General features: G+C 22.5%; 17 protein-coding genes. 2 read left to right on the top strand and 15 right to left on the bottom strand.

The annotated features are described in order from the left end of the window. Positions 1-187 precede the first annotated feature (187 nt). Entirely contained in the window at positions 188-1,162 is a 975-nt protein-coding gene (locus AACK81_RS02295) for an Mbov_0401 family ICE element transposase-like protein (RefSeq protein ID WP_338963019.1), read from the bottom strand. A 260-nt stretch (positions 1,163-1,422) separates the two neighbouring features. On the opposite strand from AACK81_RS02295, the gene AACK81_RS02290 reads away from it, so the two are divergent. Next, positions 1,423-3,129: a hypothetical protein gene (locus tag AACK81_RS02290; RefSeq protein ID WP_338962178.1), complete on the top strand. Its 1,707-nt coding sequence runs from the start codon at positions 1,423-1,425 to the stop codon at positions 3,127-3,129. Between the two features lie 148 nt (positions 3,130-3,277). Next, complete coding sequence (locus tag AACK81_RS02285) at positions 3,278-3,544, top strand: hypothetical protein (protein ID WP_338962175.1); 267 nt, start codon at positions 3,278-3,280, stop codon at positions 3,542-3,544. A gap of 79 nt (positions 3,545-3,623) precedes the next feature. On the opposite strand, the gene AACK81_RS02280 is transcribed toward AACK81_RS02285, so the two are convergent. The 14 genes from AACK81_RS02280 to AACK81_RS02215 form a co-directional block, all read right to left on the bottom strand. Continuing rightward, on the bottom strand, positions 3,624-5,654 hold the full coding sequence (locus AACK81_RS02280) for a hypothetical protein (RefSeq protein WP_338962173.1): 2,031 nt from the start codon (positions 5,652-5,654) through the stop codon (positions 3,624-3,626). Continuing rightward, on the bottom strand, positions 5,599-6,846 hold the full coding sequence (locus AACK81_RS02275) for a hypothetical protein (protein ID WP_338962171.1): 1,248 nt from the start codon (positions 6,844-6,846) through the stop codon (positions 5,599-5,601). The genes AACK81_RS02280 and AACK81_RS02275 overlap by 56 nt, the downstream gene beginning before the upstream one ends. Before the next feature lie 20 nt (positions 6,847-6,866). Next, positions 6,867-6,989 (bottom strand): hypothetical protein, encoded by a 123-nt coding sequence (locus AACK81_RS02270; RefSeq protein WP_338961822.1) that lies wholly within the window; start codon positions 6,987-6,989, stop codon positions 6,867-6,869. A gap of 4 nt (positions 6,990-6,993) precedes the next feature. Next, complete coding sequence (locus AACK81_RS02265) at positions 6,994-9,054, bottom strand: hypothetical protein (RefSeq protein WP_338962170.1); 2,061 nt, start codon at positions 9,052-9,054, stop codon at positions 6,994-6,996. 3 nt (positions 9,055-9,057) lie between these two features. After that, a complete protein-coding gene (locus AACK81_RS02260) occupies positions 9,058-10,755 on the bottom strand; it encodes a hypothetical protein (protein ID WP_338962168.1) in 1,698 nt (565 codons plus the stop codon). 14 nt (positions 10,756-10,769) lie between these two features. Continuing rightward, entirely contained in the window at positions 10,770-11,951 is a 1,182-nt protein-coding gene (locus tag AACK81_RS02255) for a hypothetical protein (protein ID WP_338962165.1), read from the bottom strand. Between the two features lie 18 nt (positions 11,952-11,969). Continuing rightward, positions 11,970-12,344, bottom strand: coding sequence for a hypothetical protein (locus AACK81_RS02250; protein WP_338962162.1), 375 nt, complete (start codon positions 12,342-12,344; stop codon positions 11,970-11,972). A gap of 15 nt (positions 12,345-12,359) precedes the next feature. Continuing rightward, entirely contained in the window at positions 12,360-12,548 is a 189-nt protein-coding gene (locus AACK81_RS02245; RefSeq protein WP_174480113.1) for a hypothetical protein, read from the bottom strand. A gap of 33 nt (positions 12,549-12,581) precedes the next feature. Next, positions 12,582-12,740: a hypothetical protein gene (locus tag AACK81_RS02240; protein WP_338961250.1), complete on the bottom strand. Its 159-nt coding sequence runs from the start codon at positions 12,738-12,740 to the stop codon at positions 12,582-12,584. 16 nt (positions 12,741-12,756) lie between these two features. Continuing rightward, positions 12,757-13,581: a hypothetical protein gene (locus tag AACK81_RS02235; protein WP_338961249.1), complete on the bottom strand. Its 825-nt coding sequence runs from the start codon at positions 13,579-13,581 to the stop codon at positions 12,757-12,759. Positions 13,582-13,644: 63 nt separating this feature from the next. Further along, complete coding sequence (locus tag AACK81_RS02230; RefSeq protein WP_338962159.1) at positions 13,645-13,767, bottom strand: hypothetical protein; 123 nt, start codon at positions 13,765-13,767, stop codon at positions 13,645-13,647. A 131-nt stretch (positions 13,768-13,898) separates the two neighbouring features. Then, a complete protein-coding gene (locus AACK81_RS02225; RefSeq protein ID WP_338961245.1) occupies positions 13,899-14,135 on the bottom strand; it encodes a hypothetical protein in 237 nt (78 codons plus the stop codon). After that, the gene (locus tag AACK81_RS02220) at positions 14,135-14,272 is read right to left on the bottom strand and encodes a hypothetical protein (RefSeq protein WP_281747958.1); all 138 of its coding nucleotides are present in this window, start codon (positions 14,270-14,272) and stop codon (positions 14,135-14,137) included. Before AACK81_RS02220 ends, AACK81_RS02225 begins: the two co-directional genes overlap by 1 nt. Further along, positions 14,265-14,408, bottom strand: a complete 144-nt coding sequence (locus AACK81_RS02215; protein ID WP_338961243.1) for a hypothetical protein — start codon at positions 14,406-14,408, stop codon at positions 14,265-14,267. The genes AACK81_RS02220 and AACK81_RS02215 overlap by 8 nt, the downstream gene beginning before the upstream one ends.

The raw sequence follows: 14,408 nt of genomic DNA, 5'->3' as shown, positions 1-14,408 counted from the left end.
GTCTTAAAATTATAAAGTTAGACGAGAATAATTTTGACTTCAATATGCAATTGTATGTTAATCTTAACACTTGAAAAATATTAGTCAATAATAATACTTAATTTTATAACTCAAAAACTCTTATTAAAGTAAAACTTAATAAGTTTTATTTTATTTTTCATTTTTTTTAAAAATCTTTAATCTTAATTTATAATAACTGGATGGCAGTATTTATTTGATAGCATTTAAAATTAACCATTTTTGTATACATATCAATATTATAAGTTCTATCATCAATCATATGTTTTAAAATTTGTTTAATATTAGTTTCAGTAAAGCAACCAATATTTTCAACTAATGCTTGGTTTAATACACCATCTTTTGCATTAATAAAATAACCAACTTTTAATTTTTTATATTGTAAGGTTAATGATTGTAAAAAATCAATTAATTCATAATATTGACCTTTTTCAAATAAAGTTATTGCATTTTGATAGTGTAATTTAGTGATTTTATTTTTTCTTCTTCCAGCCATTATTCCAAGAAATAAAACATGAAAAGCATGAAATTTATCTAAAATAAATTTAGCATTTAAAATTGTAGCAGTTTTTCTAATTCATTTTGCACTATCACCACAAACTATTAAATTTGCTTGGTCAAAGTTTTCAAAATATAAATTACCATATTTTTGAATAAATTTAGCTGTTTTTTCTGCACCAATTTCTGTTTTTGATACTCTTATTTTACAAACTGCTCTTTTATTAATTAATTTTCCATTTTTCTTTTTACCAGTACAAAATACTAATAATCTCATAGAACATTTTTTACAATTTTTAGTATTGTGTTTTTCATTAAACTTAAATTTTCTATGTCCATCATCAATATTTATATATAAAGTTTGATTTTTTTCTAATACTATTTTAGGTATATTTGCTTTTGGTAATTCAAATTTTTGATATGTTCTACAAACTGTACTATTGCTTATTAAACCTTCAATAAAAGTATCACAAACATCACGATACTTTTTATCATCAGCAAAATATTTTAAAATTTGTTTAATAACATTTGGTGCAAGCTTACTATATTTTTTAACACCAAGATAGTTATCTAATAAGGATACGTATTCAGTTTTTTGTTTTTCTATGTTATAATGTTTATAAATACGCCGTTTATAAGTTAGTAAACCCTTTTTTGTTTTTAATTTTCTTTTTCTAAATCTATATGATTTATATTCAGATTTATCACATATACTTCATAAATAATCATCTATTTTGGAAAATAATTCTTCTGTTTATTTTAAACTTAATTCATCTTGATTAAAATCATGTTTATCTCAATCAAAATTATTAGTAAATGGTAATATAAACATTTTTAATGTTCCTTTCTAATTTTTGTTTGTTAATAATTTAAGTTTAATTTTTTTTTAAAAAATAAGGAGTAAATATGGCTTTTATCACTAGTTATGCACAATTAAATAAAAAATATAGTCTTAATTTTAGTGATAATAATTATGGTTTTAGTTGAGATATTTTTAAACAATTTGTTGGTGATGAATGAGCAGAATTTTTTACTACCAATTGTTTTTATCGTTTTGTACCAACTGCACGTGGAACAAGAAAAACTTGAAACTGTTTAGCATTTGATTTATTTATATGTTGTAATTTTAGTGATAGTAGTGTCCAAGAAGTAAGAAGATATGAAAATACTCATAGTGAAACTACAATTGGTGCATTAATGAATGTTTGTCAAGTTTTATTAGATAAATATGATATTAATTTACTACCTAATAACCCACATGGTATTAAATGAAAAATAACTAAGGATGGTGGTTGTATCATTTTTCCTAATAATCAACAAATTGATTTTATTGGTTATGCTAATGGTAATAAAATTTTTGGAAAAGAAGCGGGTGGGTCAAGTTTTTTAGGTTCAAGAACAGATGAAATAATAATGGCTGAAGAAAAAGAAACTTTAACAGAAAAGCAACTAACATATCGATATGAAAGATTACAAAACTCTATGTTTAGAAGCAACAGAATTAAAGTGTCAAATGAACCAATTAAAGAGTGAAGTTGAACATTTATTGATAAAAATATATATAGTAGTACATTTGGACAAAAGATTACTCGCTATTTTTACAAAAGTTTCTTTATTACTTTTACATGTAATCCATATGATAAATATCATCCATTTTATTTAAAATACTGTACGCCATTTTTACCATTAAATGATAAAGTGATGAATAATCTTAAAAAAGTTGGTAAAGTTTACTATGAAAATCAAGACATATTTAGTGGTTTAGGTTTATTTGTTTTAAGATTTACTATTCAACCATTTTGAAATAAATTACCTGAAATTCAAAAAAGAACATTATTAGAAATGAAAAAAAGTAATCCTGATGAATTTAATACTGTTTATTATGGTTTTGAATTTTTAGATAGTGATGCAACAATTTTTCCATTTCAAAAAACAGTAAAATATTGACAATCATATAATTTAAAACAATTTTATAATCAAGAAAAAGATATGTATAAATTTGATTTTTATAGTGTTGGTATTGATTGAACTACGGGACCAAAAGACCATACTGTATTTATGGTAGTTGGTTTTAAAGAATATAATAATACTGGTTATTATGACCCGTATGTTATTTGTGAATTAGTAGTTACTCCAAACGATTTTATTAATGAAAACGAAAAAATTAATGCTTATGTTAATGAAATTTTAGGATTAATGGATAATTTTGAAAATTTTGACCAAGTAATTTATTTTTATGATGATAAAGCAAGAACAGCAATGGATTGATTAAATCAAAAATTAATAGATGAACATAATACTATTTTAATAACACAAACTGCTATTAAACATGCTTCAAATTTAAATCAAGAAGCAGGATTAACTAATAGAGTGGTTTGAATGAGAAATATTATGAGTTATGGAAACTTTTATGCTAATAAAGATGATTTACCAAAAACTACTCAATGTTTAGAAGAATTACGTTATGATGAAACAAAAACTAACATTCCAGACAAAAATATGTACCAAGACCCATATGATGCTTTGTTTTATGCACTATATCCATATAAAAATGTAATTAGAGGTAAAAATAATGCTACTGTGAAAAAAAGCATCTTCACATTTGCTATATAATAAACAATTTCAATATAATTAATAGTATAGGTCTCATAAAATAAACGCCTTTAATTTAGATGTTATTTTGCATTTAAAAGCATACTTGTAAAAATAATCAAAAATAGTACAATTTAAAAGTAAAATCAAGGAAAAAAGGAGAATTAAAATGCAAGATAGCAAAGAAATGATAAAAAATATAGAAAATGAAAAAGAAGAAAAAGGAAAAAAATTAAATAATTTTAAAAAATGAATTAAAATAAATTATAAAAAAATAATATTATGAACTGCTGTTATAGCTGCACTTTTATTAAGTATAATGTCATATTATAAAACTTATAATTATAAGTCATATTTAGGACATGATTATACAGTCTACTGGGGGGGGCTGGAACAACAATATGATCACATGAAACAAGTGATGAACATAAAATAAATTTATATTTTAGTGTTAAACAAATTCTTGATTATGACATAAAATGAGATGGTATTTATCCAGATGGATATTTTGATAATTAAATTTCTATATTTATATAAGAAATATTTTCATTATATTTATCAAATAAATTAATATTTTTTAAATTTATTTCTTGTTTATCAGTTATTAAAATTATTTCATAATTACCAGCACCAAATATACCACTAATTTCAATCCGATTTAAGTTATTAATCGGATTTTCAATTAGTAATTCAAATTGATTATTATTATCAATTTGTGAAATTTCTTTATAAAATTCTAATTTAGAAAATAATTGAGATTTATTTGAACCGTATAAATTTAAAGCATTTTCAATTTTATTGTTACTAATAATTGCTCTTGTAAAATACTTTCCATATTCTCCATTACCTAATGTTCAATCAGCAGGAATTAATGACGGAATATTATTACTTTCAAGTTCATTAGTTATAGATAATCAGTTAAATTGATTATCATCTAATTTAAATAATTGATTTTGGCTAATATCATTATTTTTTAACTTAATGTTATTAATATCTGTAAAATCAAAATATTCAGATTTTAATATTACTTTTATATCTGTAAATCTTCAAATATCATCTTTAGTAGGTTTTATTGGGCTTGATTTTAATTCAAAATAATAAGGTAATAATATTTTATTATCATCATTTAATCCTTTATTTATTGATAATGATGAATAAATATATTTTGATAACATAATAAATACTTGTTTAAATACTTTAATTTGCAATAATTTTATATAATTTGGATATTCAAACTCCCATTGTTTAAATAAGTTAGTAATTATTTCATCGGGTTTTTGTCCTGAAAATGTATCACGTAATTCTGCCATCTTATTTATTGCTTTTCCTTTGTCATTGTATAAAGCACCATTAAAATTTCTATTATAGTTATATGTATAACTTAACATATCTAATAATAACTGTTGTAAACTATCAATTGTTGGCGCATCTTGTATTTCAATTGCTATACTTTTAAATCTATTATTAGTTGCAAGATAAACATATCATCCTTCATTACTATAAGATAAAACTTTTTTATCTTCCAAATGTATTTCATGTTTTAATGGTCAATTACCATCTCAAACAGCACCCATTTCCCAACCTAATCAAGTATCAGTTACTCTTGCATTATTAATAACTTCTTTTCTTGTTACAGTACCAGTACTAATTTTAATTAAATCTAAAACTGATTTTTCTTGTCCTATAAATTGTTTTGCTAAATTTCAAGGTAAAATTTGTTCACTAAATCATTGTTGTAATATTCTAACTTTTGGTTGAGTTTCAATAGGCATTGATAACAAGGGAAATGCTATCTTATCTTTGACAAATAACTTTGGGTATACTTCCATATTGTCAACTTCACCAAGTACCTTTATATTGCCAAAAATCATGCTTCTAGGGGATTTAATTTTTAAACCAATTACTTTTGTATCTTTGTCTAATGGTTTTTGTAATTTAATAATGATTGGATAACCATCTCTTGTTTTAAAATCTTTAATTTTAATAATAGTTATACTTTTAGTACTTCTTGTTTTTGGATTTTGATAAGGTTGTGAATAATTATTAATGATATATAAATTATCAATATTATTTTCAGTTAAGGGTTCATTAATAGATACAGCATATAACTTAAATTGATTTAATAAATTTATTTCTTGAAAAATTAAATTTTTAATATCAGTCATACTATATTCAATAGTATTATCATTAATATTAGTACTTGCTCTTTGATTTAATTGCATAGTAAAGTCTGATGTTTCAGCAGCAGTAGTTTTTAATACTTTATCAATATCAATAAAACCTATTTTAATAGTATTTGCTGAAAATCTTAAACTATTATTTTCATTATTTTTAAATAAACGTTCAATTTCATAAATATATATAGTTCTTTTTTTAAATTCATCGTATGCTCTATTAATATCCGGGTCACTAGTAGCACTCATCATATTAGTAAAATCATAAGGAATATTATCAATTAAATAATCATTTTCTACTTCTGCTTGATTAAGTTTAGTTTGTTTCTGTTTCTGTGGAAACTTCGTTTGTGGTTTGTTGTTGTTTTCCATTGTTCTCTCCTATTAATTGGTTATTTTCAGGATTAAATAACTTTAATTTAACTGTTAAGTTATTAATTTCTTGTTCATCATTAATATTAAAGGTTTTACTATTTAATAAATCTTTGTCTAAACGTATTAATATTTGAATAAATTTAAGAATATCAATATTAAATTGTCATAATTTTTGTTCAATATAATTAATAGTTGAAATATTTACTGCTGTACTTTTGGGAACTGATTGTTGTGCAGATTTTTTTTGACTTGGAATATGAATACCACAACGTTTAAATATTTCATTAACATTTCAATCGTATATATCAGTTAAATTTTTACCTTTGAAATTACTATTTGTCATATTGATATTTTCGTTTTGTTCATTATTATCTCCACCACTTTTAAATATGTAGTTTTTAGTAACTAATGTTCTTACTGCTTCTTCTAATGTTGATTGAACATTACCATAAGTTTGACTAAAAATAAACTTTGGTGAGTTTAAAATAGTATCTAAAACAATTTGTTCATAAATAACATCTAATGCTTTAATTTTATCCATTACTTTATCACAATCTGCTAATTCATTTGCTTTATTTCGCATAATTGCTATTGGTATATACTTAATATTTAGTGTTTGTTCTTGTGCTAAATTAGGGTTATTAATGAATGATTTAAAATCTAATGGAAATTGTTTTTTATTATCATTAATACTATAAATTGCACGATTAATTGTTACTTGTTCATTGTTTAACGTATAAACTTCAAATAATCTTACAGTTTGTGCATTTTGTTGATAACTATCATAAAAAATAGTACATTGAATTAATTTACCAGTAATATCATAAACTCTTTGTTGGATATCAACTACTTGAAAATATAAATTATCATTTGCAATATAAATTAAATAACCACTAATTCCTAATTTACTTAATTTAAAAATAGAATTTCAATTTTTTCTATAAAATTCTTGTTGAATTAAATATTGTTTAATAGTTTCATTATTAATATCTAATGGAGCATTATATAAATTAACGTTATTTTCTGCTACAAAATCAGTAAAATAAGTTTCATGATTAAAATCATTAAAACCAAAATAACTTAAAATAGAAGCATGTGTACTTTTATTTTTATTACTTAAAAATTTTACTTTTTCATTTTGATTATCACTAATATTACTTCTATCTTTTCTAAAAAAACGACTTAGCATAAATAATATTCACCACCTTTCTAAAATATTTGATTAATTTTTAATACAATTTTTACAATAATAAATATAATTAAACCTGCAATAGCCGAAGATAATAAAACTCCAATTAAACTTAAAATAATTTTTATAATTTTTCAAATCATAATTTTATTCCTGTAATTCTTCTAATTTTCATACATTACCTTTTAAATTACCTTTTCCAGTATAAATAGTAATCAATTTTGCATGTTGAACTGATAAAATTACTATATTAGCACTATCATTAAAGGTTTGTATTTGTACACCAGCAATTTTTTTATCAATTATAATAAATTCTTGAATAGTATAAACTGGATTATATATACTTCAAGAATAATAAACTCTATAATGTTTATTCTCTTGAAAATCATAAGTAATTTGTCAATTATCTCATTTATTTTTTTCTCTTGTTCCTACTTCTTTTCAATTTGAACTACTTGGACTTGATTGTGGTTGTTTTTCTAATATTTCATTAATTGCTTGTAATAATTTTTTATTTTGAGTTTTTAATAATTTATATTCATTATTTTCTAATAAATCCTTACAAAGTAATGAATTTTCTTCATCATTTAGTAAAATTTCATTTGTTTCAGTATTATATTTAAAATAATCATTTGAAAACTTTTTATCTTTTATTTTTTCTTTTAACTCATTAATAGCACCAACAATAGTTTTATCAGTAGTTTCTAAATTAGGAATTTCTTGACCAATAGCATTCATAGAAAAAGCAATTGGAAATAATGCTTTTGTATCTTCTAATTTTTTATCAACTTCTGGTTTTGTATAATAATTAGTTGGGTCAATTCCACCACCAGTAGCACTAATTTTATTATTTTCATCAATATTTATATTAGTACCAGCAATTAATTTATTTTGTTTTTTATCTAATAAATTATTAGTTTCTAGTTTTGTATAATAATCACGTTCAGTACCTTCTTCCGATATAAATTCAGTTGGTGTTCCAGTTCCTTGATATTGATATATTTTAGAAATAAATCCTGAATAATATGTTCCGGGTGTAGCACTAGCGCGAATTTTATAATTACTGCAAGTTAAATATAATCTAATATTATTAGTTTTATCTGAATAAAAAGTATCTAATAGAGTATATGATTTTATTGCATATTCTTCATTTAATTTAAATATAGATTTTCTAGTATATTTATATTTATAAATATCACTCTCATAAATATAACCTCATATTACTAATATTTCTTTATTTAAATTATCAGTTGAAAGTTCATTAGATATCTCTTTTCATAATGGACTAGTTTCAATATTAAATCAGTTATTTTTAATATCATCAATATTTTGTTTATTAATCTCAATTTTATTTTCTATTGATTTGATATTATTATCAACTTTAGTTTCTAATAATTTAATATTATTTTCATTTGTAGTAATTCGTTTTTGTTGTTTAGCAGAAAAATCACAAGTTGGTGCATGTGTATAATCACCAATTTGTGGATTATTTTGTAATGCTTCGGGTGGTAATGTACCAATTTCATCAGGTCAATCTAAAATCATTGTTTCAGTTTCTTTATCATAATCAATTGCAACATAACCTTTATTAATAAATTTACTAACAGGACCTCTATATATTTCATTTTCATTATCATCAACTAAATCATCATATAATTTAATTTGTTTTGATAATGTAAATTCTTTTTGTTGTTCGATTAATTCATCAACTTGATTTCTAGTATAAAATGCTTTTAAATCAATTTTTTCAACATCTATTTCATCATCATTATAATTTGATAATATTTGTTTTAATTCTGTTAGTCTTGCCCATATTTTCATTCTACTTGGTGCTAAATCTCAAACATTAATTGTAGGAATACTATTTGCACTAAATTGACTACCATTATTAAACTGAATAGTAGCATCAACATTAAATTCAATTGGTGTACGATTAAATACTCAATGTTCAGCGGTTACATAAACCATATCTCTTAATGTTTCTTTAATTAATTCATCTTTAAAACTATCAAAAGGAAATTTAGATAAAATAAAACCAAGATAAGCATTAATATCATTTTGAGTACGAATAGCAAAAGTTTTAAATCAATCATTAACATTTGGTCATGTTTGTATATATTGCTGTGGTGTTTCTGTAATTTTTCCAGTTAATGGATATCAGTTATTATAATTTTCTAGACTGACACCAGTTCAAAGTTTATTAATCATAATTTATCATTCCTTAAAAAATGCTTTTTTATAATGTTTAGTTTTTGTTTTAGTTTTTCTATGTGATATATGAATAATTTCTTTTTGTAATTTTTTCTTACCTTTTTCTACAACTTGACTATATGCAAAATTTTCCAAATGATGTAATAATCCAGTACCAAATAAAGTATTAACTGAAAACTTTAAACCAACATTTTTAAATGATTTGTTAATATTTTCAATAGGATTATTAATAACATTTATTACTTTATGATAAGTTCTAATAGTTCTAAATATTTCTCTATATACTTTAAAACTATCTCTAATTATTTGTTGAATAACTGGCGGAGCAAATGCTATTGCTTTTAATCATTTATTACGATTAACACCATAACCAATGTATCAACCACTATATCAACGATATCAATGAAATGGATGTATTTGAGTAACAAAAGTTTTTGCTTTAAGAATACTATCAACAACTGTAATTGGTTTATACTTAGGATTACGATGATAAATAGTAATTGCACATTTATCTAATGACAAAGGTTGAATTTTACAACCCATAAATACTGGTGAATTTAATGGAATTAATTGTGCGTGTTTAATTGCTCTTTTTTCTGCACTAGTAAATAAATCAGTTGCTTTTTCTTTTAATTTCTGAATTTTTTCAAATGCTTGTTTTTCTAACTCTTCAAGTTTTTCTTGTAATTTATATATACTTTCTCGTATTTTTTCAAAATATGGTGTATCTTTTCAAAATTTATTTAAACCTTTTTTTAAATAAAATCTAATATCAAAATATTTAAAAGTTTGATTTGTTTTTAAAACAAGTTGATGAATAACATTATTTTTAAAATTAAATTTAATAGCATTAGCACGAATTTTTTGTAAATCTAAAATTAAAGTTTTTCCATATCTATTTTCTGTATGTATTGTATGAACTAAATTTAATCAATCATGTTGATTCATTTTTAATACTTCTTTTAAATCAGTATTAAATTTTTTTAAAAAGTTATTTGCTTTTTCAATATCTTTAATTTTAAATTTAGGAGTTAATTGTGGACTTAGTTTTATTAATGTATTTTGTAATAATAAGTAATCTTTTAACTCTTGTGCTTCTAATTTTTGAAAATTATTTTTATATTGTCTTTCAGCAACATAACCTAAATCTCGTAATACTGTTTCACGATTAGGAGTAAAACTATAATTCATTAAATAACGTTTATTACCAATAATTTTATCTGTTAAAATTTCTTTTCCACTTACTTGACTAATAATTTCTTGTAAATTTTTTGCTTCTTTAATTCCCACTTGTTCTAATGTTTTAGTTTTTTGTGCTAGTTTAATAAATTTACTTGTACGATAACCACGACTAATTTTATTAAGTCCAGCAAATGCAGGAAGTATATTAAAGAAAGTATTTAATTTTGTTACATTTCCTTTTAAATAATCATAAACTTGATTAATAGTAAAATCAGTTAAAAACTCTACACCAACAGCACTAATACTAGCAACTAAATCACTTGCACCTAATCCAAGTGCAAAACTTTCACTTAATCCACCAGTAAAAGGAGCAAGTGCTACTGCTATAACTTGTACACCAATCATTTCTAAAATTTCTCATCAAAAACTTTTGTTTTCTTGTTGGTTACTTGTTCTAGTATGTTTTGGTTTATTTATGTTTAAAAGTATTGCTGTACTAGTTGTACCGATTGGCATGATATTAATTTCCTTTATTTAAGAGTTATTTTAATTGGATTTGTTGAACCTTTATAATTTAAATCATTAACATTTGAAGAAATAACTATGTATAAGTCACCCGCTTTTTGTTTTTGATTACTTACATTAGTTTTTCCTTGTGCATCACTAAAATATTTAATAGTTGGATTTGTTAAATTAGGATTTAATGATTTAAGTTCATTAGTACTTTTTATTTGTGTATTTAATTCACTATTATTGTTATTAACATTTGCAGTAATATCAGTTGTTAAACTTGTAATTTTAGTTTTTAAATCATTTTTATCATTATTAACAATTGCACATAACATTCAGCGTGAAGTTGTTTCTTCATCTGTTATATAGGGTATTGATTCACCAGTTACTTCTCCACCAACTAAATATCTTCTTCCAACTTTACCATCAGCAATATCTTGAACATATACAACTGTATTTTGTAACATATATCTTTTCATTGCTCTTGGTGTTGCTAAAACAAAAGACATAATTTTAGTTTCATTATTATCAGTAAATGTCATATAATCATCCATTACAATTTGAGATAGTACACCTTTGATGTATAAATCATTTCCATTTAATCTTAATTGTTGAGCAATTTGATTATCAGTAATTAGACCTTTATTATTGGCTAAATAAACAATAGTATCATAAAGATTATTAGTAATAAAAAAACGACAATTATTACTATTTCTTAGTTGAAATAAAGTATTTCAAGCATCTAACATTGATTTTAAATATCCTAATGGTGTTTTATCAGTAATTTCTATTTTAGTTGCATATTTTGCAATTACATTTGTATCATTATTTGCTAAATAATCTGCTAAGTCATTAGCAACTTCATATTGCATTGTATTTAATAAATTTTGTCCATTTTCAGCATTTAAATCAACATTAGCAATTATTTCACCCGCAACAGCTTCTTCTTTAATTTCTTTTAAAATTTTAACAGTTTCAGCATAACTAACATCTAATCCTTTGCTTTTATCATTTCATTTTAATACTTTAATTTCTGAATTTTTTGGTTTTTTAACTATAAATTCAATTTTTGTTGAATTAACCATTTCGATAGGAAAAAAACTTGCTCATGGTGAATTTGATTGTTTATAAAATTCTATAAACTCTGGTGCTTCTACTAATTTTTCGGTATTATCTAAATTTTTATTGAATTGTATTGCCATTTTTTGATTTCCTTTCTGTTATAAATTATTATTTTTTTTATAATCCAATAATGTACTTTTTATTGAATTTTGTTGATTTGTTATTATTGTTTGTTGTTTACCACCTGTATTAATTATTTCTTTAAATACTAGTTGTTCTTTAATAATTTTTTTAATAGTTTCTTCAATTTTTGAATTTTCTAAATTATTAGTTTTAAATTTTAAAAAATCATAAAATTCAGTTTTAACTTGATATTTTTTAAATATATTAATTATTTCTTTTTCTTTAATTTCTTGATTAAGTTTATTTAACTTATTTTTTGCTTCATTAACTTTATTTTCTATTTCTTGTTGAGCATTATTTTCAATTAAAGGTTCAGTTGTTTGTTGAACATTATCTTCATTTTCTAACATTTACATCACCCTTTATTATTTATTTTCTTTATTAATTTTTTCATTTAATTTTGCTAATTTTTTTTGATGTTTTATAATTTTGTTATTTGCTCTAACATGTTTTGGAGTTGTGATAAATCTTTTTAATAAAACAATAATTTCTCTGCAAATTAATGTTCCAACACTTGTTCCAATAATTATTAATTCATGTAAAAATTCTTTCATCTGAATATTTTCCTTTCAATTGTTTATTTTTAATTATTCATCAAATTGACCAGCATTAATTCTTTCAATCATTGATTGTGAATTACTTATAATTTCTACTAATACAGATATTTCTTTATTGAATTCTTCTATTCTTTCTTTATATGTTTTTATTTCCTGATTATAATATTCAATTATTTTTTCTTTATTCATAAATTATTCACCTCCTTTATAAACTCATGTGATTATAATCTCAATTTAATGAAGCATTATCATTATTTAATGGTACTTCGCTTATATTATCACTACCATATTGACTAGTTGTTTCACTATTAATAGTAAATCTATTGTCATTAATTAATCTTGCAGTTTCATCATGAAATGATGTTTCTTGCATTTCTTCATTATGATGTGTAATTTCCATAGGTAATAAATTATGAATAATTTCAGAAGCACCAGCAACAATAGTTGGAACTGCATAAGCATTATTAAAATCATTATTAATACCCATAGCAACACCACTTGATATTAAACAACCACCAGTAGCCATATTACAAATCTTTCTTATTGTTTCAAATTTATTAGGTATTAATTCAGTTAATCCACTAATAAGATTTGAAATACCATAAGCATTTAAACTAATATATGTATCTCAATCCATTAATGACTGATTTTCTTGTTTATTTAATAGTAATCATGGAGGACCTTCTGTTGTAGTTGTAGTAGTTATTGGAGTTGGTGTTGTTGGAATAATAGGATTAATATTATTTTCTGTTCATTTACTATAATTTGCTAAACCAATTGTTCCTAAACCTAGTAATATTTTTTTACTACTATTAATTAATTTAGTTTTAGTATTTGGTCTTTGATTTAAATTTCATATATCTAAACCTAATTTTTTACCAAATAATAAACTATTAATTGAACCTAATACTGGATTTGCAATTACTTGACCATAATAAGCACTTGTACCAATCATTGCACAAATTGGACTTATTCCAGTTCTAATTAATTTAGTTAAAATATAATTTGATTGTGTATTTTCATTTGGCATTATTTAACTTCTCCGTTCATATTCAATAATTTTTCTAAAACATAATGATTTTTATCAAATTCTTTAATAAGTCATTTTTTTTGTTTCTGACGGATTTTTAGTAACAAGAATTAATCTTTCTATCATATAAATTAATTCTTGTTTATCTGTTCTATCAAAAATTACTTTTAAAATTTCATCTAACATAATTTATTCTCCTTTGTTTGTTTTTATCAGTTCTCTTATAACATCCAATAAGGAATCTACTACATAAGAATTTAATTCAAATTCATAATTTCTAATTTTAATTTTTTCCTTATGCATTTGTTTATGCTCCTTTAATTTTCTAATTTTTTAATTGTTACTTTAATTCAACCTTGATAAACATCATTATCACCAACTATTAATGCAACATTACTTTCTGGGTCCGAAACAATTATGTGTTTGGATTTAACATTTGGGTATTGTCTTAAAATAATTGCTCTAATATCATTACTTGTATGAATTACTTTTGGAAATGGTGATAATATTTCAATTTCATCTTTATTTTCAAACAAAGTAGGTAATATTATCATTAGTCAAATTCACCTTTTTCTATTTTTTCAATTAATAAATTTAAAATATTTTTGTCAAAATCAGAGTTTGTATAATTAATTTTTTTAGTTCATTTAATTATATCTTTCATATATTTAAGTAATTTTTCTTTATTCATTATCAAAGTCTCCTAAATTTCCTCAACTTCTTCTATTTCATTTATTAACTGCTTCTAATCAACAACTATTACAGGTATTGGATAAAAAGTTTTCTTTTACTTTATTGCACATAGAACATTTATCTTCATATTTCAT

It is taken from the genome of Spiroplasma endosymbiont of Lasioglossum villosulum (assembly GCF_964020195.1).
GTDB classification, from domain to species: domain Bacteria; phylum Bacillota_I; class Bacilli_A; order Mycoplasmatales; family VBWQ01; genus Spiroplasma_E; species Spiroplasma_E ixodetis_A.
The sequence above is the reverse complement of the archived record's forward strand: the minus strand, read 5'-3'. Positions and strand labels throughout refer to the sequence as shown.